The following is a 25,665-nucleotide window of genomic DNA, read 5'->3' as shown; positions in this document are numbered from 1 at the left end:
TAGGATTACACAACACAGGCGCGTCGTTTGCATAGTGACAATCCCCGCGCCGTCAGATAAACGCTCCGCAGAAGGGAATGCCTCATGTCTGGTGAAGAGAGAGCACTCGGCGTTGCAGGCCACACCGAGGGAGCAAAAATGAAGCAGGAAGTATTTCTGCCCGAAGATTATCGTCCAGCCGAAGACGAACCATTTATGAACGACAAGCAGCTTGAGTATTTTCGTCGTAAGCTGCTGGACTGGAAGACTGAACTTTTGGCAGGCAGCCGCGACACGATCGAAGGTCTGCAAGACAACACTCGTAACATTCCGGACGTTGCAGACCGCGCGAGCGAGGAAACCGATCGCGCGCTGGAACTGCGCACCCGCGACCGTCAGCGCAAGCTGGTGGCCAAGATCGACTCGGCTCTGCGCCGGATTGATGAGGGCGAGTACGGCTATTGCGAAATGACGGGTGATCCGATCTCGCTGCGGCGTCTGGATGCGCGCCCGATCGCGACCATGACGCTTGAGGCGCAAGAGCGTCACGAACGCCGCGAGAAGGTCCACCGCGACGATTGATCGCTGCGAAATTCGGAAATCTTTGACGCCGGGGCCTGTCGCCTCGGCGTTTTTGCGTTAAGCCTTGCGCATGAATATCGACGGTTTGAGTTTTGCCGTAATCGGCGGCGGTATTGGTGGTTTGGCGGCTGCTCTGGCCCTGCGCCTGAAGGGCGCGCAGGTGACGGTGCTGGAACAGGCGCCAGCCCTGACCGAAGTGGGCGCGGGCCTTCAGATCAGCGCCAATGGCATGGCTGTTCTGCGTGCGCTGGGTGTTGAGCACACAGAGCCGCGTGTAGGACAACGCTCAAACGGAACGGTTCTTCGCGACTACCGCCGAGGCCGCGTCATCAGTCGTATTCCGCCCCCGACGGCCGGCCCGACCTACTACTACCATCGCGCCGATCTATTGGATCTGTTGGCGAAGGCCGCGCGAAACGCGGGGGTCGATATTCGGTTGGGTGCTCAAGTGTCGCAGGTGATCAAACATTCTGGCGAAGCCGAAGTGGTTTTACAAAGCGGTGAGCGATTGCGCACCGAATGCGCCATTGCCGCAGACGGAGGACGCAGCATTCTGCGTCCGATCCTGAACGGAGAAGAACAGCCGCAATTCACCCGCCAAATCGCCTGGCGTGCAACGATACCATGGGCTCAACGCGACCGAGCGCCATGTGCGTCACTGACAATGGGCCCGGGTCGCCATGTGGTCTTGTACCCTCTACGTGACCAGCAAATGATGAATGTGGTAGCAATCGAGGAACGCTCGGACTGGACAGATGAAAGTTGGCGCAGGGAAGGTGATCCTGACGATCTTAGGGCGCGCTTTCAGGATTTCGGCGGCCCAGTGCGGGAGGTGCTGACCGAGGTTGCGCAAACCCACCTTTGGGCCCTTTACCTGCGGCCGGTGGCGCAAAGTTGGCAGAACGGTCGGCTTGCTTTGCTGGGGGACGCTGCCCACCCCACACTACCTTTCATGGCGCAGGGGGCATGTCTTGCGTTGGAGGACGCCTGGATCTTGGCGCGTGCATTTTCTGAGCAATCAGGAGTGACCCAGGCACTTTCGGTCTACGAGACTACCCGCCGCCCCAGAGCCCGCAACGTCGTGGCCACCGCTGATGCCAATGCCCGCAATTTCCACTTGCGCGGACCGATGCGTCTGGGCGCGCAACTGGCCTTGTCCGTTATCGGTGGGAAATTGGCACGCAAATACGACTGGATCTACAACTACGACCCGACCGAATAAGGAATTAAAGATCGAGTTCCACCCAAACCGGAACGTGATCTGAAGGCTTTTCGTGCCCGCGTATCTCGGAATCAATCCGGCAATCGCGCATCAGATCTGCCGCCTGCGGGGTCAACAGGAAATGGTCGATGCGGATGCCGTCATTCCTGTTCCATGCCCCGGCCTGATAATCCCAAAAGGAATAGTGCCCAGGCCCCTGTGTGCGCGCCCGGAACGCCTCGGTAAAGCCGAGGTTCAGGATTTTACGAAATGCCGCCCGGCTTTCAGGCCGAAACAGAGCATCCTCCCGCCATGCCTCGGGACGTGCGGCGTCTTCGGCCTGAGGAATGATGTTGTAATCCCCGGCCATCAGTGCCGGCTCTTCACCAGCAATCAGCTCCTGCGCGCGCTGATAAAGGCGCTCCATCCAGGCAAGCTTATAGTCATATTTCGGTCCCGGAGCCGGATTGCCGTTAGGCAGATACAAACCGCAAATCCGCAACGAGTGCTTTCCGACGACCGTCGCCTCAATCCACCGCGCTTGTTCGTCGTCATCGTCGCCCGGTAGCCCTCGTGATACATCCTCAAGCGGGAATTTTGAAAGGATCGCTACGCCGTTAAAGCTTTTCTGCCCGTGGGTTTCGACATTGTAGCCCCGGTCTTCGAAAAGTTCCCTGGGAAAGTTCTCATCCACCGACTTGATCTCTTGCAGCAACACGATGTCGGGCTGCGCGTCATCCAGCCAACGGGGCAGAGCCTCAATCCGTGCTTTGATACCGTTGATGTTGAATGTGGCGATTTTCATGCGCAATCCTCCAGAGCCATTGGCAACCTATCGCGCAGAATGAACGCAGCGGCAAGATGGCGGAGGGCTGGGGAGCGAGGCTCTGCCTCGCGCCCCGGGATATTTTTAGCCAGATGAAGAAACGGATCGTTAACCAATCCGTGCGATCTCTAAAATGCGGTATAGGCGGGGACGCCGATGACCGCGCCAGGTGAAGCTCTCCGGCATTGAGGTCGGAGAGCGGATCCCTTCTTCATCTGGCTATAAATATCCTGGGGGTGTGGGGGCAACGCCCCCACCTTTGCTTACATGGAAAATGATGTGCCGCAGCCGCACGATGAGGTCGCGTTCGGGTTTTCGATCACAAACCGTGCACCGATCAGTTCCTGTGTAAAGTCTATGACCGCGTTTTCCAAAAACGGCAACGAGACCGAGTCCACGATGACTTTCTGTCCTTTACCCTCAAGGATCAGATCATCCTCTTTCGGTTCGTCCAGGGCGATCTCGTATTGGAACCCGGAACAGCCGCCGCCTTCTACCGCGACGCGCAGGGCTTGTCCCTGATCCGCAGCGCCGATTTCAGCCAGACGGTCGAAGGCGCGTTCGGTGACTGTTGGGGGCAGATTCATGCCACGCTCCAAAGGTTTATTTCTGTACCACACTACCATATAGAAAACCCAAGGACAGGCGACAAGGACAAGACCTTTGGAAAGAGCGGGTTTTGCCTCGGCCCCCAGTCGCGCGCGAGGGCGGTTGGTGCCAGAGGAAGAGAGCAGTTTTCGGTCATGCTTTCAGCGCGATCGTGACAGGATCATTCATGCCAGCGCGTTTCGGCGGCTCAAGCACAAGACGCAGGTTTTTGTGGAGCATGAAGGGGATAGCTATCGCACCCGCCTGACGCATTCCATTGAGGTGGCGCAGGTGGCGCGGACTATTTCCGGTGCTTTGGGCCTTAACCCGGAACTGACCGAGGCCGTCGCTTTGGCTCATGATTTGGGTCATACACCATTTGGTCATACGGGTGAGGATGCGTTGCATGCCATCATGCAGCCCTATGGTGGCTTCGATCACAATGCACAAGCCATTCGTATCGTGACCAAGCTGGAGCGGCACTATGCCGAGTTCGATGGCTGCAACCTGACATGGGAGACGTTGGAAGGGATTGCCAAGCACAACGGCCCAGTTGAGGGCGTGTTGCCTTGGGCGTTGGCAGAGTGCAACGGCGTTTTTGATCTGGAACTGCACACCCATGCCAGCGCCGAGGCGCAAGTGGCCGCATTGTCAGATGATATCGCCTATAACAACCATGATTTGTTGGACGGTCTGAGGGCGGATTTGTTCAGTGATGACGAAATTCAAACCCTGCCGATTGTGGGTGCGTGCTATGCCGAGGTCGATCGCGCCTATCCAAATCTTGATCCGTATCGGCGCAGGCATGAGGCTTTGAGGCGCGTCTTTGGGGTCATGGTCTCGGATGTGATCGACACATCCGCCGGGTTAATTGCCGAATCTGGTGCGCAATCGGTGGAAGATATCCGCCATTTGGGTCGCCCGGTGATCCAGTTCTCGGGGCAATTGTGGGCGCAGTTGCAGGACATCCGCGCCTTTCTGTTCACCCGAATGTATCGCGCGCCCTCGGTGATGGAGGTGCGGGCCGAGGTTAGCAAGATCGTCGAGGAGTTGTTCCCGATCTATCTCGGGGACCCGCGCCAAATGCCGGCCCGTTGGCACCCCGATATCGAGGCCGCCAGTGATGAGACCGCTCTGGCCCGGATCGTGTCAGACTATATCGCCGGAATGACGGACCGATTTGCGATACAGGATCACGTGCGTTTGACAGGACGACCCGCGCCGGCGGGTCACTCGACGCCGATATAGGCCAGTGCCCAGACCTGTTGGCTGGCTTGCGCGTCGGCTGCGTCTGCATCGTCGGTTGGCAGGAACACGATCATGGTGGGGCCATAGCCTCCGACCCCCATCGGCGCACCGTCGGCATGGGTGGCCAGTATGGGTTTGTACGTCGAAATGCTGTCCCACGGAATTTCCGCCTGATACCCGTCCATTGCCATGGGGCGTGCGGTTTTTCCTTCGGCCCCCGCAAGGATCATGACGTCCGACAGCAGCGGGCCACTGAACGTGTAGTCGCGCTGATGATCGGGCGGGCCGTAGGGGATGGTGATCCGAACCTGGGGCAGGCTGTCCAGAAGGGCGGCGTCAAACCCTGCTGCCCCGTCATGAGTCACTTCGAGAAACCTAAGCAGCCCGCCATCATTCTCGCCCCGCGCGGGCAGGTTGGTTTCGCTGACAGCGCCACCCAATGTCACCAGCACATGTCCTTGCGGTGCGGGCATCTCGGCCAGAACGGGCAGGGCGGTGGACAGAAGCAGGCTGAGGGGTAGGGCGAGGCGCATCAATGGTCTCCGAATTTCGCAGTTCGGGCAGACTGTAGCGGGGATTGCGCCCAAACCAAGGTCAAACTTTAGGCATCCATTGACCTTACCGCGCTGCGTGATAAACCGCCGGGCAAGCAAAAGGACATTCGAAATGAACCTGTTTTCCGAGATACGCGCCCTTGTACTGGACGCGCTGGCGCAGATGCAGTCCGAAGGCGCGCTGCCCGAAGGGCTGAGCTTTGACAACGTGGCCGTTGAACCCCCGCGCGACGCGGCACATGGCGATATGGCGACCAACGCGGCGATGGTGCTGGCGAAACCTGCTGAGATGAAGCCGCGCGACATTGCCGATGTGCTGGCTGGTAAGCTGGCCGCTGATGAACGGATCACCAGCGCCGAGGTGGCAGGGCCGGGGTTTTTGAACCTGCGGCTGGCGCCGTCGGTCTGGCAGGGTGTGCTGACCGCCGTGCTGGAACAGGGCACCGATTATGGTCGCTCGACCATGGGACACGGGCAGAAGGTGAACGTCGAATATGTCTCGGCCAATCCCACCGGTCCGCTGCATGTAGGCCATACGCGGGGCGCGGTCTTCGGTGACGCCTTGGCAAGCCTGCTGGCTTATTCTGGCCATGAAGTTACGCGTGAGTATTACATCAATGATGGCGGCGCGCAGGTGGATGTACTAGCGCGTTCGGCCTATGAGCGGTATCGCGAGGCCAATGGCCTCAGCCCCGAGATTGCCGAGGGCCTCTATCCCGGTGACTATCTGATCCCGATCGGTGAGGCGCTGAAAGAGAAATACGGCGACAGCCTGATCGACAAGCCTGAAAGCGAATGGCTGGAAGACCTGCGCAACTTTGCCACCGATGCGATGATGGACCTGATCCGCGCCGATCTGAAGGCGCTGGGCGTCGAGATGGATGTGTTCTTTTCTGAGAAATCTCTCTATGGCACGGGCCGGATCGAGGCTGCACTGCAATCGCTGACCGACAAGGGCCTGATCTATGAAGGCGTGCTGGAGCCGCCCAAAGGCAAAAAGCCCGAAGATTGGGAGCCGCGCGAGCAGACCCTGTTCAAATCGACCGAACATGGCGATGACGTGGACCGTCCGGTCAAGAAATCAGACGGCGCGTGGACCTATTTCGCGCCCGATATCGCCTATCACTATGACAAGGTGAGCCGTGGCTTTGACGCTCTGATCGACGTGTTTGGTGCCGACCACGGCGGCTATGTCAAACGGATGAAGGCGGCTGTGTCGGCGCTGTCCGATGGCAAGGTGCCGCTGGATATCAAGCTGACCCAGTTGGTGAAGCTTTGGAAGAATGGCGAGCCGTTCAAGATGTCTAAACGGGCAGGGAACTTTGTCACTCTGCGCGATGTGGTGGATCAGGTGGGGCCGGATGTTACGCGTTTCGTCATGCTGACCCGCAAGAACGACGCGCCGCTGGATTTTGATTTCGACAAGGTGCTGGAGCAAAGCCGCGAGAACCCTGTGTTCTACGTGCAATACGCCCATGCCCGCGTCATGAGCGTTCTGCGCCGCGCGGCTGAGGCCGGGATCGCCGCAGATGATGCGACCCTCAAAGGGGCCGATCTGAGTAAGAACGATCACGCATCCGAGTTGACGGTTGCTAAAAAGCTGGCCGAATGGCCGCGTCTGGTGGAAATCGCTGCCCGCACGAACGAGCCGCACCGCGTTGCGTTCTACCTTTATGAACTGGCCGGAGACTTCCACGCGCTGTGGAACAAGGGCAACGACGAAACCCAACTGCGGTTCATTCAGGATGGCGATGTTGCCACAAGCCAGTCAAAAATCGCTTTGGCCCGTGCCGTTTCTGTTGTGATTTCAGCGGGCTTGGGTATTCTTGGCGTTACCCCGGCGCAGGAGATGCGGTAACAAACACCGCCCGAACCGCCGGTACGAGGTAGGCAAGAAATGACCCGCGCGCCTTATTTTCTGGCGCGAAACGGGCGGTGAGGCGGACATGGCAAATAACGTTTACTCGGGACAGATGCGTCCCGAGCAGATGCATTACACGAATCAACCCTCGGTTCAGGGCGGGTACGATTATTCCGACGACATGCACGGGTATGAAGAGACGCCGCAAGCCGCGGGTCTGGGTCGGATCGTGAATTTTCTGGGGGCGGCCGCGTCCCTGGCATTGGTCGCCGGTATCGCCGTTTGGGGCTATAAGTTGGTCATGCGCGATGTCAGCGGTGTTCCGGTTGTCCGCGCGATCGAAGGGCCGATGCGTATCCAGCCGGAAAATCCAGGTGGGACACCTGCAGATCATCAGGGCTTGGCGGTGAACGCAGTGGCAGCCGTCGGCACCGCAGCGCCGCCTGCAGATCGTTTGATTTTGGCGCCGCGGCCAGTTTCGCTAACGGATGAAGACACGCCGGTTGAACCGCTGAAGCCCACACCGGCCGTGCACTTGGTGGAAGAAAAAATCTCTGATCAAGAGGCGGCGCAATTGCGCCAAGGTGCCGTGGATGCAGTGGTTGCTGAACTGGCGGATAAGCCAATTGAACAGCCGCAGGACGGTGTGCAACTGGCGTCGCTTGCGCTTGACGACGAACCGGCGATTGACCCTGCGGACTACGCAGCGCAACTGCCGGACCCCGCAATTGCAGCGCTGCCCGGTGTGCGCCGGTCGCTGCGGCCCATCACACGCCCGGCACGCAGGATCAGCAACCCGATCACACCTAGCAGCAGCACCGAAGATGCCATCAATGCGGCAGTCAAAGCCGCTGTTGGCTTGGATGTCGACGCTGATACCCTTTCAAAGGGCACCCGTATGGCCCAGCTTGGGGCCTATGAAAGCACCCAGGTTGCGCAATCAGAATGGGATCGCCTGAACGGTCGATTCGGTGAGTATATGGATGGAAAACAACGGGTTATTCAAAAAACCTCAAGCGGTGGACGCACATTCTATCGGCTGCGGGTTTTGGGTTTTGATGATCTGAGCGACTCGCGTCAGTTCTGTGCTGCGCTTCAGGCGCAGGGGGCTGACTGTATCCCGGTCGCAGCCCGGTGACATTCGGCGCTGCGATCTCGGACGCGGAAGGGCTGCGGCTTACATCCGACGAGAAAAAACTGTTCCGCGATATGAACCCGTTCGGGTTCATCCTCTTTGCCCGAAATATCGACACCGCCGATCAAGTACGCGCCCTGTGTGACGACTTTCGCGAGGCGGTGGGCCGCAACTGCCCGATAACGATTGATCAGGAAGGTGGACGGGTTCAGCGCCTGCGCGCGCCCTTGGTCCGCGAATGGGCGCCGCCGCTGGATCACGCGGCTCGGGCCGGGGAACAGGCCGAACGGGCGATGTATCTGCGCTATCGCTTGATCGCACTGGAATTGTTCGAGCTTGGGATCGACAGCAACTGTGCCCCGATGGTTGATCTGGCGCGTGACGACACCCATGCGTTCCTCAAGAACCGCTGCTATGGCTCTGATCCTAAACAGGTTGCGAAACTTGGCCGCGCGGTTGCCAAAGGGCATCTGGACGGCGGCGTTCTTCCGGTCATCAAACACATGCCTGGGCATGGCTTGTCGACACTGGACAGCCACCATGACCTGCCGCATGTGGATCTGAATCAAGAAGCACTGGAGGGGGCCGATTTCGCACCATTTCGCGCGCTGAACGACCTGCCGATGGGGATGACCGCACATCTTGTCTATGACCGGATCGACCCGCAACCGGCGACGGTTTCACCTACGATGATCGGGCTGATCCGTGACAAGATCGGATTTGACGGGTTGATTATGACCGACGATATCTCGATGAAAGCCCTGTCAGGCACGCCCGAAGAAATTGCCGGGCAAGCGCTGGCTGCGGGCTGCGACGTGGTTCTGCATTGCAACGGCACGTTCGAGGCCCGCGCCGAGGTGCTGGACGCCGCTGGCGAGATGACCCCGCAAGCGCAAAAACGCGCCGAAAAAGCGCTGTCGATGCGGCAAAAGCCTGTGGAACTTGACATCGAAGCCGCCGAGGCGGAACTATCTGCCCTAATGGGCGGGCAGGTATATGAACGATAACCTTTTTAGCGAAGATCCGGTCTCGGTCGCGGATCGGCTTGCCGCCGAGGCGCTGATTGTTGATGTTGACGGGTTTGAAGGCCCGTTGGACGTGCTGCTGACCCTGTCGCGGACGCAGAAAGTTGACCTGCGCAGAATCTCGGTTCTGGCGCTGGCGCAGCAATATCTGACCTTCGTTGAAAAAGCCCGTGCGCTGCGGATCGAACTGGCGGCGGATTATCTGGTCATGGCCGCGTGGCTCGCCTTTCTGAAATCCCGCCTGCTGCTGCCGCCCGATCCCGATGACGAAGGACCGTCTGGCGAGGAACTGGCCGCGCATCTGGCGTTCCAACTCGAACGTTTGCAAGCTATGCGCGACGCGGCTGCGCGTCTGATGGCGCGGGATCAGTTGGGACGTGATTTCTTCAAACGCGGGCAGGGTGAGGATGTAACCCGCATCCGCACCGTGACCTATTCAGCCACGTTGTTGGACCTGATGCAGGGCTATGCGCGCATCCGCACCCGCGATGAATTCCGCCCCTTTGTCATGGACCGCGATGCTGTCTTTACCATGGAGCAGGCACTTGAACGGATGCGCCCCTTGATCGGGTTTGCGGGCGCTTGGACAGATATGGAGACCTATCTGCCCGACGGTTGGGATGCCGATCCGGTGCGGCGGCGCTCGGCCACGGCGGCGACGTTTGCGGCCTCGTTGGAGCTGGTGAAAGAAGGACATATGGAGATCAAGCAAAGCGAAACCTTTGCACCGATCCATCTGCGCAAGAGGACCGAAACACGTGACTGAAACCTCTGAGGAAACCGGCACCCTGTTCGAAGCGCCCCCCTTGGCCGAACAGGAACGTATGGTCGAAGCCGTGCTGTTCGCGAGTGCTGAACCCGTTTCGATCAGCGATCTTGAAGCCCGGATGCCCCACGGCAGCGACGCGTCACAAGCGGTTGATCTGCTGCGCAAGCGCTATGAAGGGCGCGGCGTGCGCGTTGTGCGCGTGGGAGAGGCCTGGGCCATCCGCACAGCCCCTGATCTGGGCTTTTTGATGCAAAAGGAAACGGTTGAGACACGAAAACTCAGCCGTGCCGCCATCGAAACTTTGGCCATCGTGGCCTATCACCAGCCCTGCACGCGGGCCGAGATCGAGGAAATCCGTGGCGTCTCCGTCTCGCGCGGGACCATCGACCAGTTGCTGGAAATGGAGTGGATTCGATTGGGTCGCCGTCGTATGACACCGGGCCGGCCGGTGACATTTGTGGTGACGCCGCAGTTTCTGGATCACTTCGGGCTGGAAAACGCCCGCGACCTTCCAGGGCTTCAGGAATTGCGCGCCGCAGGGTTGCTGGAAAACAGGCCACCTCCGGGTACGATTCCCTTGGGAGAGGGCAGCGACGAAGAAGAAAATGAAGATCAGGTGGAACTGTTCGAGGAAGAGTGATCAAACGGCCCTTTTGTTGCCAGACAGATCACCTATTTTGAGGTTCAGGAAACGGAGTTGAGCAATGAATGCCAATCGAATGATCGATATGATCGTGCGTCAGGTGATGCGCCGTCTGGTCAATAAAGGCGTGGACAAGGGCTTTGATATGGCCAGCCGTATGGGCGGCAAATCGGATCAGGGCGGTGATTCAGGCCAACAGAAACAAAGCAGCGGTCCACGCCCTTCTCAAAACATGAGGCAAGCGCAGAAGATGACCCGCCAGATGCGCCGCTTTATGAAGTTCTAGCCAACCGGCTTGAAGTGCTTGGACAGCTTCAACCCCTGTCCCTGATAGTTCGAGGCAATGCCCGCGCCATAGAGTTGCGTGGGCATATCGGCCATTTTCTCATAGACCAAACGCCCGACGACCTGTCCATGTTCCAGCACAAATGGGGCCTCGTGGCAGCGCACTTCCAGCACTCCGCGTGAACCCGCGCCCCCAGCGGCCGCGTGGCCGAAACCGGGATCGAAGAAGCCGGCGTAGTGCACCCGGAATTCACCAACCATGGCCAGATAGGGGGCCATTTCAGCGGCATACAAGGGCGGGATATGCACCGCCTCGCGGCTGACCAGAATATAGAACGCGCCGGGATCGAGGATGATGCGACCATCCGTGGTGCGTACCTCTTCCCAGTATTCCTGCGGGTCGTATTCGCCGATCCGGTCCAGATCGATCACACCCGTGTGTGGCTTGGCACGATAGCCCACCAGATCGGTATCGGGCAGTTGCAGATCAACCGAAAAGCCCAGCCCGTCCTGAATCACGGCCGGTCCATCCACCAATGGCGACTCGGCGTGCAGCGCGTTTAGTTCCGCATCGCTTAGCACCGCTTGGCCCTGACGGAACCGGATTTGGTTCAGACGCATTCCGGGCCGCACCAGGACCGAGAATGATCGCGGGCAAATTTCGGCATATAGAGGCCCGGTATAACCCGCAGGCACCCGGTCGAACTCGGTGCCGCCATCGGTGATGGTGCGGGTCAGCAAGTCCAGCCGCCCGGTCGAGCTTTTGGCATTGGCCACGGCGGTCACGCTGTCGGGCAGGGCGAGTGATTCCATCAGTGGCACCAGATAGACGCAACCCTTTTCCAGAACCGCACCTTCGCTAATGTCGATGCGGTGCATCTCGAACTCGGCCAGACGGTCGGCGACCGAGCGCCCTTCGCCTGCCAGAAATGAGGCGCGCACGCGGTAAGCCACTGTTCCCAAACGCAAGTCAAGGCTGGCCGGTTGTACCTGCGGGTCGATTATAGCGGGATCGGCGGTGATCTCACCGCGTGCAATCATGCCTTCGATCTTCTGGTTTGGGCATACACCTGTCATTCCGATCCCCCCTGATGCCAGAGCGGGATCTGGCCTGTCTGCCATAAACGTCGGTGTGATTTGGTCGGGCTAGCAGGACTCGAACCTGCGACCTTCCGTCCCCCAGACGGACGCGCTACCAGGCTGCGCCATAGCCCGACGTTGGAGTGTTCATAACGGTTTTCCCGGCAGGGGCAAGAGGAAAACATTGCCTTTTTCTTATCCCGCCGACCGATTCTCAATTCGGTTCAGAAGGGCGCGCAGGTCACGGGCAACAGGCGCGATCTGACGCAAAAGTTGGTCGTCAAATTCGGTCCGATTCCACGCTTGGGTGGCGATGCCGCCCAGCAACGGCGCCTCATCCAGCTTGTCCAAAACAGGCTGCGGCGGCGCGGGTGCTGCGGGCACCGGTGCCTCGGGCAAATCAAGCGAGATCTGCTCTTGGGGCGCGGGCTTTGTTGTAAAGGGAACGACCACGTTGTCGTCGGTTGCGGCGGGCTTGGCCTCATCCTCCAAACCCTGAGACAATGAGGCGACATAGGCCACGCCCTGTTCGCGTAAAATGCGCTGCACGCCTTTGATGGTGACCCCATCCTCGTGCAGCAGCTTTTTGATACCACCCAGCAAGCGCATGTCATTGGGGCGGTAATAGCGCCGCCCACCGGCGCGTTTGACCGGTTTGACCTGCGTGAAGCGGCTTTCCCAGAATCGCAGGACATGGGCCTGAACGCCCAGCCAGTCCGCTACTTCACTGATCGTGCGAAAGGCGTCTGGGGACTTGCTCATAGCGCTGCCGTCCTGATCCTATTTGCGGTTCCCTGCGGCGACGCGATCCTTCATCAGATGCGAAGGGCGGAAAGTCAGCACGCGGCGTGGCTGAATAGGAACCTCTTCCCCGGTTTTGGGGTTGCGGCCGATACGGGCAGTTTTGTCCCGAACGCTGAATGTTCCGAAAGACGAAATCTTGACTTGCTCGCCTCGCACTAGCGCGTCGGACATATGATCCAGAACGCTTTCGACCAGCTGTGCGCTTTCATTGCGTGAAAGGCCAACCTCGCGAAAAACGGCCTCGCTCAGATCCATTCGGGTCAGTGTTTTGTCGCCCATGCCAATCCCCCTGTTGATGGTAGAGCATAGGGTCAGGGCAAATTCACTGTCAATATCAATGAATTGCAGGTCTGTGTGTAAGCCGTTTTGCGCCTGTTACCACCGAAGGAGGACTGATCCCCAGGCCAATCCACCCCCGATTGCCTCAGTAACAAGCAAATCACCCGGTTTGAACTGGCCGCGTTGCTTGGCCACGGACATGGCCAAGGGAATCGATGCCGCAGAAGTGTTGCCGTGATCCTGTAGGGTGACTACGACGTGATCCATGGGAACGCCCAATTTCTTGGCGGTGCCCTGAATGATGCGGATATTGGCTTGATGGGGGACAATCCAATCCACATCCTCATGATCCAAACCTACTTTTTCCAAGCAAGTTTCGGCAGTTGAGGTCAAACGTTCAACCGCCTGGCGAAACAGTTGATTGCCCTTCATCCGCAGATAGCCCGTTGTTTGCGTCGACACGCCGCCGTCTACATACAACAAGTCTTTATAGCGACCGTCGGAATTCAGATCAGTGGCGAGAATACCGCGATCTTCGGCCGTGCCGTCACCTTCTTGGCGTTCAAGAATCAGCGCGCCCGCACCATCGCCAAAAAGCACGCAGGTGGACCGGTCCGTCCAATCCATGATTCGCGAGAAGGTCTCGGCCCCGATTACCAGCACCCGCTTGGCCTGATCCGAAAGGATCAGTGCGTTGGCATTAGTCAGAGCGTAAACGAATCCCGCACAGACGGCCTGAACGTCAAAGGCAAAGCCTTTGGTCATACCCAACCGCGATTGCACCATGGTAGCCGCTGAAGGGAAGGTCAGGTCCGCCGTCGAAGTAGCCAGAACGATGGCGTCGATGTCGTCGGCCGTCAGTCCAGCATCGGCAAGCGCTGCTTCGGCTGCCTTTGTGGCCATGTCGGATGTGGTCTCGCCCTCGGCTGCGAAATGGCGGCGTTCGATGCCGGACCGCGTCTTGATCCACTCATCGGACGTATCAAGCGACTTTTCGAACTCGGAATTCGGCACAATTCGCTCTGGCAAATAATGTCCGACACCTACAACAACTGAACGGCCTGCCATGTTGGGGTACTGCCTTTTTTGTTATTCGCCCGCCTTGGACGGAGCTTGGGCGGCATCTTGTGCAAGCTCGACTGTCGATGCAACCCGTGCCGCCAATTTTTCAGAGAACCCGGACTGTGCCAGGGTAAAGGCCAGTTTCACGGCGGCCGAAACTCCGGTGGCATCTGCGCCGCCATGAGATTTCACCACAGTCCCATTGAGGCCCAGGAAAACCCCGCCATTTACACGGCGTGGGTCGATACGTTTCTTCAACCGGTTTAGTGAGGTGATGGCCAGAACCGACGCCAGCCGAGACAGGGGCGAGTATTTGAACGCCTCACGCAGAAGGTCCCCGATCAGGCTGGCCGTGCCTTCGCCGGTCTTGATCGCGACATTGCCGGTAAACCCATCGGTTACAATGACATCTGCCTTGTCACCGGGGATATCACTGCCTTCGACAAAGCCCACGAAATCAAAGCTCGCCTGATCCGCAAAGTCCGTGATCATGGCATGCGCTTCTTTCAATTCAGCGCGCCCCTTGTGTTCTTCGGTGCCTACGTTCAGCAAGCCGATCCGGGGGCGTTCCAGCGCCATGCCGTTGCGCGCGTACGAGGCGCCCATCAGCGCGTATTGCAGCAGATCCTTCGCGTCGGCGCGTACATCGGCGCCCACATCCAACATCACGTTGAACCCCTGCGGGTTGCGCGATGGCCACAGAATCGCGATGGCCGGGCGGTTTACACCCGGCAATTTACGCAGCCGCATCATCGACAGCGCCATCAACGCGCCAGTATTGCCGCAGGACACCGCACCATGGGCTTCGCCCTGGCGCACCGATTCCAGTGTCGACCACATTGAGGTCTGCTTGCCGTGGCGTACAACCTGGCTGGGCTTGTCCTCCATCGTGACCACGTCGGTGCAATCACGAAAAACGACGCGCCCATTCAGGACACGCCGTTTCGCAACAAGTTTGCGCAACTCAGCCTCAGGCCCGTGCAGGATAAACGCGATGTCGGGGTTCTTGTCCGCCGATTTGGCGATACCCGCCACAACTGCGGCGGGACCCGAATCTCCGCCCATAGCGTCAACCGAGATGGTGATCCGTCCGGTTTGCGTGGGCTGTTCCGTCATGCCTTGGCCTGCGCTTTGAAAGGCTTAGGCCGCGTCTTCGTCCAGGTCGATTTCGTCGGCCTGAGCGACGACTTCACGGTCATCATAGTGGCCGCAGGACGCACATACGTGGTGCGGGCGCTTCAGCTCGCCGCAGTTTGCGCATTCGTTCGGGTTTGCAGCAACCAGAGCGTCGTGTGCGCGGCGGTTGTTGCGACGCGACTTGGAAACTTTGTTCTGTTGGACGGCCATGGTCTCAACCTTTGTCTACTGAGGGTCCGCAGATTCGCTGCCGACCGGGTTTCATTCTTCGTTTTTTACGTGGTTTGACGCGCGTTTAGGGGACGAGCCCCGCAATGTCCAACCCAAATTCCGATGAGCGCGCGAAAATACTGCGATTCTCGACATGTTCAAGCGATTTTTCTGAGGGCGTGCTATGACAGGAAATCAGACCCGTGTCACTCGTCTTTTTTCAGTGCATCGCGCAGGCTGGCAAGTCCGGCAAAGGGTTTTGCATCTTCATCTGTCATCGCCTGTTTGCCCGGCTCTGTATAGTCGGCCTGTTCTAGTTCCGCACCATCTTTGCGCGGGTATTGGGGCAGGGACAGCGACAGCGCCTCGATCATTACAATGGCTGGGTCGATCTCGGACCCCAAGGGCTCCGACTCGTCGCCTTCTGGGATTTCGAACTCTTCCTCATCGGGGTCGGTCCAATCGGCCAGAAATACCCGCGTGACGGGCACGTCGATCCGGGTCGTCACCGGCTCTAGCGTGACGACGCAGGGCTGGATCACTGTTGCGCCCAGCTTACCTGCGAGTGCCCAGTCGCGTTTTCCTTGCGCGCGGACGTCTCCGACAAAGCTGAGCTTTCGCAGACCCAGCAGGCCCAGGTCATCGCGGATCGCCTCAAGCGCTTTGGTGTCGGGGCGCAGATCGAACGAGGTTGGCGCGTTTTGCGGCAGGTCGGCCACCCGCAGAGATGTCTGGTTGCTCATTCGTTACCCTTTCCTGTGTTGAACCGGGGCTGCGGTTTGATGTAAGCGGATAGGGTCCGCAAGGGACCAAGGCAAGAGGGTGTGCATGTTAAAGGTTGTGAACAGGTTGAAACCGGCGTCCAGAACGCTAGTGCTTGCAGCCTGTGTGGCAGGTATCAGCGCGTGTTCACCTGTGTTCGAGAATCACGGGTACATCCCGCCCCCCGAAGACCTGGCCGAGATTCAGGTGGGCGTGGACACACGCGAAAGCGTCCTCGACTCAGTCGGTGCGCCGTCCTCGTCCGGCGTAGTGCGGGATTCTGGGTTCTACTATGTGCGGTCTCGGGTGCGTCACTATGGTCCGAAACGACCCGAAGTGGTCGAGCGTGAGCTTGTCGCCATCAGCTTTGATCAGGGTGGTGTGGTGCGGAACATCGAACGGTTCGGCCTTGAAGACGGGATCGTGGTCCCTCTGGAGCGGCGGGTAACCGAATCGAGCATTCAGAACCGCGGATTCCTGCGCCAGCTGTTCGGCAATATCGGCAACTTCAACCCGGCCAATATTCCGGGCGCGACCAACTAATCAGCCTTCGCCTCTTGTCCGCGTCACAGGATGGTCACACATAATGTGATATGCACCGAGACGGGATGAAACGGGTCGGTGATCGCCGAATAGAGGACGACCATGGCTTTACTGCTTGGCAAAGGCCGGTATCGCGCCCGGTTGGCATTGACTGGGGCGGACATCGTGGCGGCACAGAAGTTGCGCACTCTGGCCTTTGGAACGGATCAGACGGATCGGGATGATTTTGATCGCCTCTGTGCGCATGTTCTTGTCGAAGATATGCGTTCCAGTGGCGAACTCGTCTGCTGTTTCCGCATGTTGACGATGGAGCGTGGGGACGAAATCGGCCTCAGCTATTCAGCGCAATTTTACGATCTGTCCGCTTTGGAGGATTTTCAGGGGCGTATGGTCGAGATGGGGCGGTTCTGTATTCATCCCGACTGGACCGATCCTGACATACTGCGCGTCGCATGGGGCGCGATGACGGCTTATGTGGATCAGAACAACGTTGAGATGCTGTTTGGCTGTTCGTCCTTTGCCGGGACAGAAACGGCCGAGTATCTGGATGCTTTTGCAATGCTAAAACACCGTCATCTGGCGCCCAAGCGCTGGTTGCCACGGGTCAAGGCACCGGATGTCTTTCGTTTTGCCGCACGGTTGCGGCGTCGGCCCGACGTCAAAAAAGCGATGTTGCGGATGCCGCCCTTGCTGCGCACCTATCTGTTGATGGGCGGCTGGGTCAGTGATCATGCAGTGGTCGATCGGCATATGAACACGCTGCACGTGTTTACCGGGCTCGAGATCGGGGCGATTCCGCCAGCCCGGAAACGTCTGTTGCGGGTGGTGGCTGGGTAGATTCCGTATTTTTGACGAGAACAAGGGCTGGGCGTTGACGCGCCGACCCTGCCGGTTTAGCTGGCGGGCATGGCGAGAATTCCTTTGTTGCAGATGTCCGGCATTTCCCTGACCTTCGGGGGCGATCCGGTGTTTTCCGAGCTTGATCTGGTGGTTCAACCCGGCGACCGCGTGGCGCTGGTGGGGCGCAACGGGTCCGGCAAATCGACCCTGATGAAAGTGATGGCCGGACTGGTTGAGGCCGATCAGGGCGACATCGTGGTGCCTCCGGGCAAGTCGGTCGGTTATATGGAGCAAGACCCGGGCATGGAGGGCTTTGCCACACTGGGCGACTATGCCTCCAGTGGGCTAGAGCCGGGCGAACTGTACAAAGTCGAGCGCGCAGGCGAGGGGCTGAAGTTCGATCCAGCGCGCCTGGTCGAAACGGCCTCGGGCGGGGAGCGTCGCCGCGCGGCATTGGCAAAACTGATGGCCGAAGCGCCAGACCTGATGCTGCTGGACGAACCGACCAACCATCTGGACATCGAAGCGATTGCCTGGCTGGAACGTGAGCTGGGCTCGACCCGCGCGGCTTATGTCCTGATCTCGCACGACCGCGCTTTTCTGCGCGCTTTGACCCGTGCGACCCTTTGGATCGACCGGGGTGCGGTGCGGCGGCAGGAACAGGGGTTTGATGCGTTCGAGGCATGGCGCGACAAGATCTGGGAAGAAGAGGATCAGCAGCGCCACAAGCTGAACCGCCTGATCAAATCCGAGGCGAAATGGGCCGTTGAAGGCATCAGCGCCCGCCGCAAACGCAATCAGGGCCGAGTGCGCGCCTTGCAGGCGTTGCGGGCTGAGAAGGCAGCGCAGATCAAACGTCAGGGCTCGGCGGCCATGACGTTGGAGGCAGGGCCTAAATCGGGGCGCAAGGTGATCGAAGCCAAAGGGTTGGCCAAGGCTTTTGACTCAATACCCATCGTGCGGAATTTTGATCTGCTGGTGCAGCGCGGTGATCGTGTGGCCTTTGTTGGCCCCAACGGTGTGGGCAAGACGACGCTACTGAAAATGCTGCTAGGTCAGGAAACCCCGGATGAGGGCGCAGTCACGCTGGGCACCAATCTTGAGGTTGCGGTCTTCGACCAGACCCGCGCCCAGTTAGACCCCGAGATGACCCTGTGGGACAGCCTGACCGGCGATCCCGAAATGCGGGTTTCGGGCAAGGCCGATCAAGTCATGGTGGGCGGACAGCCCAAACATGTGGTCGGCTACCTCAAGGAATTCCTGTTCGATGAACGGCAGGCGCGGGCTGCGGTCAAATCCCTCTCGGGCGGTGAGAAAGCGCGGCTGTTGTTGGCCAAGTTGATGGCCAAGACGTCCAACTTGCTGGTGTTGGACGAACCGACCAATGATCTTGACGTGGAAACGTTAGACCTGCTGCAAGAGCTGTTGGACGATTATGACGGCACCGTCCTGCTGGTCAGCCACGACCGCGATTTTCTGGACCGTGTCGCCACGACGACCATTGCGATGGAGGGCAACGGACGCGCCACCGTTTATGCGGGTGGCTGGTCGGATTACATCGCACAACGCGGTGATCTTCTGCCTAGGAAGGACGAGAAATCAAAACCTTCCAAGCCAAAGATCAAGCAAGGGGCACAGCCGAAGGCGGGTCTGTCCTTCTCGGAAAAACATCGCCTTGAAAGACTGCCTGCCGAAATGGAGCGGCTTGAGGCCGAGATCGGAAAGCTTGAGGAACTCATGTCCGACCCCGAACTGTTCACCCGCGAGCCGGTTAAGTTCCAGAAAGCGACCGAGGCTTTGGTCGAGCGGCAGGAAAAACTCGCCGCTGCCGAAGAGGAATGGCTGATGCTAGAAGAAAAAGCTGAGGGCGCTTAGGCTGGCAGCACGCGGGCTGGGTTTCCAACCACGGTCTGCCCGGCGACGACATCCTTTGTGACTACGCTGCCCGCGCCGATGGTGGCATTGTCGCCGATGGTGATACCGGGCAACAGGATTGCTCCGCCTCCGATCCAGACATGTTTGCCGATTGTGACAGGCAGGCCGACCTCCAGCCCCTGCGCGCGGTCTGCCGGATCTTTGGCATGTTGGGCGCAATAAATCTGCACATGTGGCCCGAACATCGTATCGTCCCCGATCCGGACCGGGGCCGTATCCAGAACGATGCAACCGGCGTTGAAATAAACTCTGTCACCCAGATGAATGTTCATCCCATAGGCACAGTGAAACGGTGCTTCTAGCAAACAGTCCGCGCCCACATGACCCAAGAGGGCGCGTAGTTCCGGCCCCATGTCGGTGCGCCGGTCCGGTGAACTGGTGTTGTGCGCATGAACGGCGCGTCTGGCTTGATCGCGCAAGGCGTTCAGTTCCGGGTCCAGACAACAATACCACTGCCCGGCCTCCATTTTCTCGCGCTCGTTCATGGCGCAGGTTTACCGCATTCTGAGCGCACCGTCGATGCGGATGACCTCTCCGTTCAGATAGCCCATTTCCACGATGAACCCGGCCAGCCTCCCATATTCGTGCGGGTCGCCAAGGCGAGCAGGGTTAGGCACATCGGCGGCCAGTTGCTGTTGCACCTCTTCCGGTAGTCCGGCCAGCATGGGCGTCATGAATATGCCCGGTGCAATCGCCATCACGCGGATACCAGTCGAGGCCAGGTCGCGCGCCATGGGCAGGGTCATTCCCACGATCCCTCCTTTTGAGGCCGCATAGGCCGTCTGCCCCTTTTGCCCGTCGAACGCCGCGATAGAGGCCGTGTTGATGATCACGCCTCGTGCACCGTCCGGTTCTGGGTCATTCTTGGCCATCTCAGCCGCCGCAAGGCGCGAGACGTTGAACGAGCCGACCAGATTGATGTCGATGGTGCGCTGAAACGCGTCCAGAGGATGCGGGCCGTCGCGTCCAACGGTCTTGATGCCCAAGGCGATGCCTGCGCAATTCACAGCTGCCGTGACACGCCCCATCTTACTTGTCGCAAATGCAACGGCCTCGGTCACCGATGCCTCGTTGGTCACATCGGTCTGGACAAAGTGACCACCGATTTCGTTGGCGACATTTGGGCCCCGGTCGGCATCGCGGTCCAGAATCGTGACCTGCGCGCCCTGATCAGCGAAGTGGCGCGCGGTCGCCTCGCCCAGACCCGACGCTCCGCCGGTGATGAGTGCGGCTGTGTTGGACAGGTGCATTGCGGGCTCCTTTTCAATATATGAACACCTGTTCAATAACCTGTCGCACCCCTGTCTGTCCAGTGATCGGTTGCAGGGAAGGGGCAGTGCCACGAGCAAGTATGAAGGCGTCTTCATGTTTGGCTCATGTGGGGATCACGTCCAATCGCCACTTCGTGACCGAAGAAACTTTGCAATTCGCGTGTTTGGTGAATGGAGGTGCTGTGATGCGAAATGTTTTGAAAGGTGCGGCCGGAGGGCTTTTAGTTGTCCCCTTGGCGAGTGTGATGTTTGTGGGTGAAGCCTCGGCCGCGCCTTATGTGTGCAATTGGAAAACCGCGCGCGATGTGACCAAAAGCGGGGATTACGCGGCCTTGTGCGACTGTGCGCAGGTGACGCCCAGCTTTTTGGAGCGGTTGCAAAAACAGAGTGATTTTCTGACCACTTTGCAGGTAACGGGCGAACAATGTCCGGGGCTTGCAGGTTTGCTAACAGATGTGCCGACTGCCTCGATCGGATCCAACGCTCCGCTTGGGGAAGATCGTGACAACGAGCAGTCGGCCGATGCAGGGCCGGGTGTCGGCGGTCCGGGCGGTGGCGGAAACCCTGGTGATGGGCCGGGTGACGGTGGCGGCGGCGATGGGCCCGGTGATGGTGGCCCCGGTGACGGGCCTGGTGACGGCGGAGATGGGCCGGGTGATGGCGGTGGCGGCGACGGACCAGGTGATGGTGGCGGTGGCCCCGGCAATGGTGGTGGACCCGGCAATGGCGGCGGTGGTAACGGCGGAAATAATGGCGGTGGCAACGGCGGCGGCAATGGCAACGGCGGCGGCAATGGCAACGGCGGAAATAATGGCGGTGGCAACGGTGGCGGAAACGGCAACGGTGGGAACAATGGCGGCCCCGGAAACGGGAACGGCAATGGTGGCAACCCCGGTAACGGCGGTGGCAACAATGGTGGCTCCGGTCCCGGCACCGGTAATGGCGGCGGCAATAACGGTCAGGGCGGCGGCTCAGGCAACGGCGGCGGCGGCAACAATGGCGGTGGCAACGGCGGCGGCAATGGCAACGGTGGGAACAATGGCGGCCCCGGAAACGGTAACGGCAACAACGGCAACCCCGGTAACGGTGGCGGCAACACTGGCGGGTCCGGCCCAGGCACAGGTAATGGCGGCGGCAACAATGGTCAGGGCGGCGGCTCGGGCAACGGTGGCGGCGGAAACGGTAACGGCGGAAACAATGGCAACCGTGGGAACCGCTGAGACAGGCCAAACCTGAAACGACGACGGCCACCCATTTGGGTGGCCGTTTTTCTTAGCGTAGAACTGAGCTTAGCCCAGTTGCACCAGCGCGTGGCGCTTTTTACCCGCGCTCAGTTTGATCGGAGACGACAGCGCACCGGCGTCGATCATCAACCCTGCGTCAGTCAGCGGCGCGTCATCCAGTTTGGCTCCGTTTTCGGCGATCAGGCGCTTGGCCTCTTTGCCGGTTTTGGCCAGGCCTGATTTCACGATCAACTGCACGATCGAAGTAGGTAGATCATCTGCGCGCAGCGTCAGCGTTGGAAGATCATCGCCCACGCCGCCTTTTTCAAACACTTCGCGGGCGGTCGCCGCGGCGGTTGCGGCGGCATCGGCCCCGTGCAGCAGAGTAGTGACTTCGTTGGCGAGGCGGATTTTGGCCTCGTTGATCTCAGATCCTTGCAACGCGGCCAGACGGTCGCATTCATCCACCGGAAGTTCGGTGAAGATCTTCAGGAACCGGCCAACATCCGCGTCGGTGGTGTTGCGCCAGAACTGCCAGAACTCATAGGCTGACAGCATGTCACCGTTCAGCCAAACCGCACCGCCCTGCGACTTGCCCATCTTGCGGCCGTCGCTGGTGGTCAGCAGCGGTGTGGTCAGGCCGTATATCTCGTGATCCAATACGCGGCGCGTCAGGTCGATACCGTTGACAATGTTGCCCCACTGATCGCTGCCGCCCATCTGCAGAACGCAGCTATAGCGGCGGTTCAGCTCAAGGAAGTCATAGGCCTGCAGGATCATGTAGTTGAATTCGAGGAAGCTCAGCGATTGTTCGCGGTCCAGCCGCGATTTTACGGACTCGAAAGACAACATCCGGTTGACCGAGAAGTGCCGCCCGATATCGCGCAGGAAATCGAGGTAGTTCAGACTGTCCAGCCATTCCGCATTGTTCAGCATCAGCGCGCCGGTCTCGCTGTCATCATAGGACAGGTACTTGGCGAAGACCTTCTGCATCCCTGCGATGTTGGCGTCGATCTGTTCGGGCCCCAGCAGGGGGCGTTCATCCGACCGAAACGAGGGGTCGCCCACCTTGGTCGTACCGCCGCCCATCAGAGTGATCGGCTTATGGCCGGTCTTTTGCAGCCAGCGCAGCACCATGATGTTCATCAGGTGCCCCACATGCAGCGACTGCGCGGTGGCGTCATAACCGATATAGGCTGTTTGCACCCCGCTGATCAGCGCCTCGTCAAGGCCCTGATAATCGGTGCAGTCGGCGAGAAAGCCGCGCTCGATCATCGTGGCGATGAAATCCGATTTGGGGTGGTAGGTCATATCCGTGCCCTTTGGGTTTATGTTGCGGGGCAGTGTATAGGCGGTGGGGGTGGCAAGGAAAAGGCACCTTTTTCACGAAAAGCGCGGGCCACGCCCGATGTGGCTTGCACTGTCTTCGCGTTACCGTGCAGGTTGAGGCCAACGCGCCGGATCAACGGGCGTGAGGAACACGAGGGCAAACATGGGTCGGGCGATCAGCAAAACGGGCGCGGTTAGGGCATTGGGCGCCATGTCGGGCACGTCTCTGGACGGTGTTGATACGGCTGTGGTCGAAACCGATGGTGTGCGCATTCTGGGCTTTGGTGCCAGCAGATACCGGGCCTATTCTGATGCCGAGCGTGCGGTTCTGCGGGCCGCGCTGGGCCAGTGGCACGGGCCCGAGGTCGATGCCGCCGCCGAGTTGGTCACGGTTGCCCATGCCGAGGCGCTGTCCGAGTTCGATGAAATTGACTTGATCGGTTTTCACGGTCAGACCTTGGCGCATGAGCCGCGCGGGCGGGGGACGTTGCAGGTGGGCGATGGAGACGGTCTGACACAGGCGCTGGGTGTTCCGGTCGTGTGGGATTTCCGCAGCGACGATGTAGCGATGGGGGGCGAGGGTGCTCCGCTGGCGCCGTTCTTCCATTTTGCCTGCGCCAAGTGGATCGGCGCGACCGAACCCTTGTGCTTCCTGAACTTGGGCGGGGTGGGGAACCTGACCTATGTGGACCCCAGCTTTGACGGCCCTGAGGCCCCTGGCGCGCTGCTGGCGTTCGACACGGGCCCGGCAAACGCGCCCGTGGATGACCTTATGCAGGCGCGGCTGGGCCTGCCGATGGACCGGGACGGCGCGCTGGCTCGCCAAGGGTCGGTCGAGGCGGGTGCGCTGGAGTTGTTCCTGTCCGAGCCGTTCTTTCGCAAAATGCCCCCCAAATCGCTGGACCGGAACGACTTTGCCGAGATGATCCGTCTGGTGCAGGAACTCTCGGACGCCGACGCCGTAGCGACCCTGACCGGCATGTGTGCCGCAGGCGTGATGCAGGGGATGGAGCATTGCCCCAAACCCCCCGCGCGCGTGCTGGTTACGGGCGGAGGCCGCCGCAACCCGGTTCTGATGGACATGCTGCGCGCGGGCCTCGATTGCGCGGTCGAACCGGTCGAGACCGTGGGTCTGGACGGAGACATGCTGGAGGCCCAAGCCTTCGCCTATCTCGCCGTCCGTGTGGCGCGGGGCTTGCCGACCTCATGCCCCGGAACCACAGGCGTCAGCGCGCTTGTGGGAGGAGGCGTAGTGAGTAGTGTCGAGCGTATTGAGGACTCGATTAAGCGTTTTTAGATCACTCTATGTGTCACACCAATAACTATCATTTAGTGTGCTTTATGCAAACAAAGCCTAGATTTATTGGTCTATTGTTGTGAAATGAGTGCACTAAATTCGCGTCAAGTCACATTTTAGTCATTTTCTTTTGTTTGGATTAGATCCTCGAAAATAAACTGGGTGGCGGTATTCGACTAGGCTCGAGGGAGAAGGGTATGCCATCTGAAAACAGTGGAAATTTCCTTGACTACGTGAAGTCATCAGGCGCGGGAGCTTCGCGTCTGCATGAATCCGAAAATAACAAACAATCCATCGGAACTTTGAGCGGTGATCTGCTGATGATCGATGAGTCAGCGGCCGCCAGGGGCAGCAAAGGGCCGCCAGCAGGCATAGGCGGCGGGGGTGAAACCGAAACAGAGGTTGTCACGGACACGTACATCACCGGTCAAGGCGACGGAATCGACGACAGCCTTCAATACAATATTGAAGTCCGGTTTGTAGGTGACTGGCCTGAAGATCTGAAGTCAGTGTTCATTGCGTCCGCAGACTATTTGGCTTCGCTTGTTGATGGCGATATCGAAGACGCTGTCGATGGAGAAGGGAACCTCTACGACGACCTCGTCATCATGGCGGATTTGGATGCCATAGACGGAGAAGGCGGCGTGCTGGGGCAGGCGGGTCCGACCGCAATACGCTCTGATACTGGTTTGCCAGCTTTGGGAGAAATGACGTTCGATGAAGCGGACGCTCTGGCGTATCATGATGCTGGGCAATTCGATGATATTGTTCTGCATGAAATGATGCATGTCATGGGTCTTGGTACGCTTTGGGATTACTACGGTCTGGTATCGACTGTGGTGGACGACAATGGCACCAGACGGCCGACTGATGACATAGTGACCAGCGTTTATACCGGTGATGCAGCGAACTCAGCTTATGTCGGCTACTTCACTGAAGACGATTTCTTGTTTGTAGAGACTGACGGTGGGTCGGGCACAGCCGGAGGACACTGGGACGAAGAAGAGTATCAGGATGAGCTGATGACCGGGTATATCGGGTATGTGGCAGATGATGGCTCGTATGATGCCACCAACTATTTGTCAGATTGGTCAGTCGCGTCCCTAGAGGATCTTGGTTATGTCCTTGCGGAAGGTGCGGCTGGCATCGAAAACGAAATCGCACTGGCATAATATTCTGGTCATAAGCTGCTTGATG

The 25,665-nt window shown here is 59.3% G+C and carries 28 protein-coding genes and 1 tRNA gene; 15 read left to right on the top strand and 14 right to left on the bottom strand.

Annotation, left to right across the window (positions count from 1 at the left end):
• Positions 1–138: 138 nt before the first annotated feature.
• Positions 139–561 (top strand): RNA polymerase-binding protein DksA, encoded by a 423-nt coding sequence (gene dksA, locus ACR0C5_RS02170; RefSeq protein ID WP_170774521.1) that lies wholly within the window; start codon positions 139–141, stop codon positions 559–561.
• A gap of 70 nt (positions 562–631) precedes the next feature.
• Positions 632–1,783: an FAD-dependent monooxygenase gene (locus ACR0C5_RS02165; RefSeq protein ID WP_480874219.1), complete on the top strand. Its 1,152-nt coding sequence runs from the start codon at positions 632–634 to the stop codon at positions 1,781–1,783.
• Positions 1,784–1,787: 4 nt separating this feature from the next.
• Here the strand turns inward: ACR0C5_RS02165 and xth are convergent, their stop codons facing one another.
• Both xth and ACR0C5_RS02155 read right to left on the bottom strand, forming a co-directional pair.
• The gene (gene xth, locus ACR0C5_RS02160; protein ID WP_480874217.1) at positions 1,788–2,567 is read right to left on the bottom strand and encodes an exodeoxyribonuclease III; all 780 of its coding nucleotides are present in this window, start codon (positions 2,565–2,567) and stop codon (positions 1,788–1,790) included.
• A 284-nt stretch (positions 2,568–2,851) separates the two neighbouring features.
• Positions 2,852–3,175 (bottom strand): HesB/IscA family protein, encoded by a 324-nt coding sequence (locus ACR0C5_RS02155; RefSeq protein WP_170774515.1) that lies wholly within the window; start codon positions 3,173–3,175, stop codon positions 2,852–2,854.
• A gap of 76 nt (positions 3,176–3,251) precedes the next feature.
• Here ACR0C5_RS02155 and ACR0C5_RS02150 point away from each other — a divergent pair, with 76 nt between their 5' ends.
• Entirely contained in the window at positions 3,252–4,424 is a 1,173-nt protein-coding gene (locus ACR0C5_RS02150; RefSeq protein ID WP_480874215.1) for a deoxyguanosinetriphosphate triphosphohydrolase, read from the top strand.
• On the opposite strand, the gene ACR0C5_RS02145 is transcribed toward ACR0C5_RS02150, so the two are convergent.
• Positions 4,406–4,957 carry a putative pterin-binding protein gene (locus tag ACR0C5_RS02145; protein WP_480874213.1) on the bottom strand — a complete coding sequence of 184 codons (552 nt, stop codon included), beginning with the start codon at positions 4,955–4,957 and terminating at the stop codon, positions 4,406–4,408. The two genes, ACR0C5_RS02150 and ACR0C5_RS02145, sit on opposite strands and share 19 nt — an antisense overlap.
• A gap of 133 nt (positions 4,958–5,090) precedes the next feature.
• Between ACR0C5_RS02145 and argS the strand changes: the two genes are divergently transcribed.
• The 6 genes from argS (at position 5,091) to ACR0C5_RS02115 (ending at position 10,697) form a co-directional block, all read left to right on the top strand.
• The gene (gene argS, locus ACR0C5_RS02140; protein WP_170788742.1) at positions 5,091–6,836 is read left to right on the top strand and encodes an arginine--tRNA ligase; all 1,746 of its coding nucleotides are present in this window, start codon (positions 5,091–5,093) and stop codon (positions 6,834–6,836) included.
• 88 nt (positions 6,837–6,924) lie between these two features.
• Complete coding sequence (locus ACR0C5_RS02135; RefSeq protein WP_480874211.1) at positions 6,925–7,977, top strand: SPOR domain-containing protein; 1,053 nt, start codon at positions 6,925–6,927, stop codon at positions 7,975–7,977.
• On the top strand, positions 7,974–8,981 hold the full coding sequence (gene nagZ / locus ACR0C5_RS02130; protein ID WP_480874208.1) for a beta-N-acetylhexosaminidase: 1,008 nt from the start codon (positions 7,974–7,976) through the stop codon (positions 8,979–8,981). The genes ACR0C5_RS02135 and nagZ overlap by 4 nt, the downstream gene beginning before the upstream one ends.
• Positions 8,971–9,765 (top strand): segregation and condensation protein A, encoded by a 795-nt coding sequence (locus tag ACR0C5_RS02125; RefSeq protein WP_480548265.1) that lies wholly within the window; start codon positions 8,971–8,973, stop codon positions 9,763–9,765. Before nagZ ends, ACR0C5_RS02125 begins: the two co-directional genes overlap by 11 nt.
• The gene (gene scpB / locus ACR0C5_RS02120; RefSeq protein WP_480874205.1) at positions 9,758–10,408 is read left to right on the top strand and encodes an SMC-Scp complex subunit ScpB; all 651 of its coding nucleotides are present in this window, start codon (positions 9,758–9,760) and stop codon (positions 10,406–10,408) included. The genes ACR0C5_RS02125 and scpB overlap by 8 nt, the downstream gene beginning before the upstream one ends.
• 64 nt (positions 10,409–10,472) lie before the next feature.
• Entirely contained in the window at positions 10,473–10,697 is a 225-nt protein-coding gene (locus ACR0C5_RS02115) for a hypothetical protein (RefSeq protein ID WP_170788738.1), read from the top strand.
• Here the strand turns inward: ACR0C5_RS02115 and ACR0C5_RS02110 are convergent.
• The 8 genes from ACR0C5_RS02110 to ACR0C5_RS02075 form a co-directional block, all read right to left on the bottom strand.
• Positions 10,694–11,773 (bottom strand): 2'-deoxycytidine 5'-triphosphate deaminase, encoded by a 1,080-nt coding sequence (locus ACR0C5_RS02110; RefSeq protein ID WP_480874203.1) that lies wholly within the window; start codon positions 11,771–11,773, stop codon positions 10,694–10,696. The genes ACR0C5_RS02115 and ACR0C5_RS02110 overlap by 4 nt on opposite strands.
• A 61-nt stretch (positions 11,774–11,834) precedes the next feature.
• Positions 11,835–11,911: transfer RNA gene (locus tag ACR0C5_RS02105), tRNA-Pro, on the bottom strand.
• 60 nt (positions 11,912–11,971) lie between these two features.
• Positions 11,972–12,538: a MerR family transcriptional regulator gene (locus ACR0C5_RS02100; RefSeq protein ID WP_480874200.1), complete on the bottom strand. Its 567-nt coding sequence runs from the start codon at positions 12,536–12,538 to the stop codon at positions 11,972–11,974.
• Positions 12,539–12,556: 18 nt separating this feature from the next.
• Entirely contained in the window at positions 12,557–12,859 is a 303-nt protein-coding gene (gene ihfA / locus ACR0C5_RS02095; protein WP_120633007.1) for an integration host factor subunit alpha, read from the bottom strand.
• A gap of 96 nt (positions 12,860–12,955) precedes the next feature.
• The gene (locus ACR0C5_RS02090; RefSeq protein WP_480874197.1) at positions 12,956–13,927 is read right to left on the bottom strand and encodes a beta-ketoacyl-ACP synthase III; all 972 of its coding nucleotides are present in this window, start codon (positions 13,925–13,927) and stop codon (positions 12,956–12,958) included.
• A gap of 21 nt (positions 13,928–13,948) precedes the next feature.
• Positions 13,949–15,037, bottom strand: a complete 1,089-nt coding sequence (gene plsX, locus ACR0C5_RS02085; RefSeq protein ID WP_170774492.1) for a phosphate acyltransferase PlsX — start codon at positions 15,035–15,037, stop codon at positions 13,949–13,951.
• Positions 15,038–15,061: 24 nt separating this feature from the next.
• Positions 15,062–15,268, bottom strand: a complete 207-nt coding sequence (rpmF, locus tag ACR0C5_RS02080) for a 50S ribosomal protein L32 (RefSeq protein WP_037316137.1) — start codon at positions 15,266–15,268, stop codon at positions 15,062–15,064.
• A gap of 206 nt (positions 15,269–15,474) precedes the next feature.
• Positions 15,475–16,011, bottom strand: coding sequence for a YceD family protein (locus ACR0C5_RS02075; RefSeq protein ID WP_170788735.1), 537 nt, complete (start codon positions 16,009–16,011; stop codon positions 15,475–15,477).
• Between the two features lie 85 nt (positions 16,012–16,096).
• On the opposite strand from ACR0C5_RS02075, the gene ACR0C5_RS02070 reads away from it, so the two are divergent.
• The 3 genes from ACR0C5_RS02070 to ACR0C5_RS02060 all read left to right on the top strand — a co-directional run bounded on the left by ACR0C5_RS02070 (position 16,097) and on the right by ACR0C5_RS02060 (position 19,288).
• On the top strand, positions 16,097–16,573 hold the full coding sequence (locus tag ACR0C5_RS02070; protein WP_170774488.1) for an outer membrane protein assembly factor BamE: 477 nt from the start codon (positions 16,097–16,099) through the stop codon (positions 16,571–16,573).
• A gap of 102 nt (positions 16,574–16,675) precedes the next feature.
• Positions 16,676–17,410 (top strand): GNAT family N-acetyltransferase, encoded by a 735-nt coding sequence (locus ACR0C5_RS02065; RefSeq protein ID WP_170774486.1) that lies wholly within the window; start codon positions 16,676–16,678, stop codon positions 17,408–17,410.
• A 69-nt stretch (positions 17,411–17,479) separates the two neighbouring features.
• Entirely contained in the window at positions 17,480–19,288 is a 1,809-nt protein-coding gene (locus ACR0C5_RS02060; protein WP_480874193.1) for an ABC-F family ATP-binding cassette domain-containing protein, read from the top strand.
• Here ACR0C5_RS02060 and ACR0C5_RS02055 read toward each other — a convergent pair.
• Both ACR0C5_RS02055 and ACR0C5_RS02050 read right to left on the bottom strand, forming a co-directional pair.
• Complete coding sequence (locus ACR0C5_RS02055) at positions 19,285–19,833, bottom strand: sugar O-acetyltransferase (RefSeq protein WP_170782551.1); 549 nt, start codon at positions 19,831–19,833, stop codon at positions 19,285–19,287. The two genes, ACR0C5_RS02060 and ACR0C5_RS02055, sit on opposite strands and share 4 nt — an antisense overlap.
• A 9-nt stretch (positions 19,834–19,842) precedes the next feature.
• The gene (locus ACR0C5_RS02050) at positions 19,843–20,598 is read right to left on the bottom strand and encodes a 3-hydroxyacyl-CoA dehydrogenase (RefSeq protein ID WP_170782550.1); all 756 of its coding nucleotides are present in this window, start codon (positions 20,596–20,598) and stop codon (positions 19,843–19,845) included.
• 206 nt (positions 20,599–20,804) lie between these two features.
• Between ACR0C5_RS02050 and ACR0C5_RS02045 the strand changes: the two genes are divergently transcribed.
• Positions 20,805–21,839, top strand: coding sequence for a hypothetical protein (locus tag ACR0C5_RS02045; RefSeq protein WP_480874190.1), 1,035 nt, complete (start codon positions 20,805–20,807; stop codon positions 21,837–21,839).
• 69 nt (positions 21,840–21,908) lie between these two features.
• On the opposite strand, the gene tyrS is transcribed toward ACR0C5_RS02045, so the two are convergent.
• Positions 21,909–23,153: a tyrosine--tRNA ligase gene (gene tyrS, locus ACR0C5_RS02040; protein WP_170774478.1), complete on the bottom strand. Its 1,245-nt coding sequence runs from the start codon at positions 23,151–23,153 to the stop codon at positions 21,909–21,911.
• 181 nt (positions 23,154–23,334) lie between these two features.
• Here tyrS and ACR0C5_RS02035 point away from each other — a divergent pair, with 181 nt between their 5' ends.
• Entirely contained in the window at positions 23,335–24,468 is a 1,134-nt protein-coding gene (locus tag ACR0C5_RS02035; RefSeq protein ID WP_480874187.1) for an anhydro-N-acetylmuramic acid kinase, read from the top strand.
• Positions 24,469–24,665: 197 nt separating this feature from the next.
• Positions 24,666–25,640: a leishmanolysin-related zinc metalloendopeptidase gene (locus ACR0C5_RS02030; protein WP_170752718.1), complete on the top strand. Its 975-nt coding sequence runs from the start codon at positions 24,666–24,668 to the stop codon at positions 25,638–25,640.
• Positions 25,641–25,665: the final 25 nt, after the last annotated feature.

The sequence above is a fragment of the Ruegeria sp. N8 genome (assembly GCF_056531325.1).
The sequence above is the reverse complement of the archived record's forward strand: the minus strand, read 5'-3'. Positions and strand labels throughout refer to the sequence as shown.

Excerpts from the sequence above, each read along its gene's own strand:
- dksA (WP_170774521.1), top strand. The coding sequence starts at position 139 with ATGAAGCAGGAAGTATTTCTGCCCGAAGATTATCGTCCAGCCGAAGAC.
- ACR0C5_RS02165 (WP_480874219.1), top strand. The coding sequence starts at position 632 with ATGAATATCGACGGTTTGAGTTTTGCCGTAATCGGCGGCGGTATTGGT.
- xth (WP_480874217.1), bottom strand. The coding sequence starts at position 2,567 with ATGAAAATCGCCACATTCAACATCAACGGTATCAAAGCACGGATTGAG.
- ACR0C5_RS02155 (WP_170774515.1), bottom strand. The coding sequence starts at position 3,175 with ATGAATCTGCCCCCAACAGTCACCGAACGCGCCTTCGACCGTCTGGCT.
- ACR0C5_RS02145 (WP_480874213.1), bottom strand. The coding sequence starts at position 4,957 with ATGCGCCTCGCCCTACCCCTCAGCCTGCTTCTGTCCACCGCCCTGCCC.
- argS (WP_170788742.1), top strand. The coding sequence starts at position 5,091 with ATGAACCTGTTTTCCGAGATACGCGCCCTTGTACTGGACGCGCTGGCG.
- ACR0C5_RS02135 (WP_480874211.1), top strand. The coding sequence starts at position 6,925 with ATGGCAAATAACGTTTACTCGGGACAGATGCGTCCCGAGCAGATGCAT.
- ACR0C5_RS02125 (WP_480548265.1), top strand. The coding sequence starts at position 8,971 with ATGAACGATAACCTTTTTAGCGAAGATCCGGTCTCGGTCGCGGATCGG.
- ACR0C5_RS02115 (WP_170788738.1), top strand. The coding sequence starts at position 10,473 with ATGAATGCCAATCGAATGATCGATATGATCGTGCGTCAGGTGATGCGC.
- ACR0C5_RS02110 (WP_480874203.1), bottom strand. The coding sequence starts at position 11,773 with ATGACAGGTGTATGCCCAAACCAGAAGATCGAAGGCATGATTGCACGC.
- ACR0C5_RS02100 (WP_480874200.1), bottom strand. The coding sequence starts at position 12,538 with ATGAGCAAGTCCCCAGACGCCTTTCGCACGATCAGTGAAGTAGCGGAC.
- ihfA (WP_120633007.1), bottom strand. The coding sequence starts at position 12,859 with ATGGGCGACAAAACACTGACCCGAATGGATCTGAGCGAGGCCGTTTTT.
- ACR0C5_RS02090 (WP_480874197.1), bottom strand. The coding sequence starts at position 13,927 with ATGGCAGGCCGTTCAGTTGTTGTAGGTGTCGGACATTATTTGCCAGAG.
- plsX (WP_170774492.1), bottom strand. The coding sequence starts at position 15,037 with ATGACGGAACAGCCCACGCAAACCGGACGGATCACCATCTCGGTTGAC.
- rpmF (WP_037316137.1), bottom strand. The coding sequence starts at position 15,268 with ATGGCCGTCCAACAGAACAAAGTTTCCAAGTCGCGTCGCAACAACCGC.
- ACR0C5_RS02075 (WP_170788735.1), bottom strand. The coding sequence starts at position 16,011 with ATGAGCAACCAGACATCTCTGCGGGTGGCCGACCTGCCGCAAAACGCG.
- ACR0C5_RS02070 (WP_170774488.1), top strand. The coding sequence starts at position 16,097 with ATGTTAAAGGTTGTGAACAGGTTGAAACCGGCGTCCAGAACGCTAGTG.
- ACR0C5_RS02065 (WP_170774486.1), top strand. The coding sequence starts at position 16,676 with ATGGCTTTACTGCTTGGCAAAGGCCGGTATCGCGCCCGGTTGGCATTG.
- ACR0C5_RS02060 (WP_480874193.1), top strand. The coding sequence starts at position 17,480 with ATGGCGAGAATTCCTTTGTTGCAGATGTCCGGCATTTCCCTGACCTTC.
- ACR0C5_RS02055 (WP_170782551.1), bottom strand. The coding sequence starts at position 19,833 with ATGAACGAGCGCGAGAAAATGGAGGCCGGGCAGTGGTATTGTTGTCTG.
- ACR0C5_RS02050 (WP_170782550.1), bottom strand. The coding sequence starts at position 20,598 with ATGCACCTGTCCAACACAGCCGCACTCATCACCGGCGGAGCGTCGGGT.
- ACR0C5_RS02045 (WP_480874190.1), top strand. The coding sequence starts at position 20,805 with ATGCGAAATGTTTTGAAAGGTGCGGCCGGAGGGCTTTTAGTTGTCCCC.
- tyrS (WP_170774478.1), bottom strand. The coding sequence starts at position 23,153 with ATGACCTACCACCCCAAATCGGATTTCATCGCCACGATGATCGAGCGC.
- ACR0C5_RS02035 (WP_480874187.1), top strand. The coding sequence starts at position 23,335 with ATGGGTCGGGCGATCAGCAAAACGGGCGCGGTTAGGGCATTGGGCGCC.
- ACR0C5_RS02030 (WP_170752718.1), top strand. The coding sequence starts at position 24,666 with ATGCCATCTGAAAACAGTGGAAATTTCCTTGACTACGTGAAGTCATCA.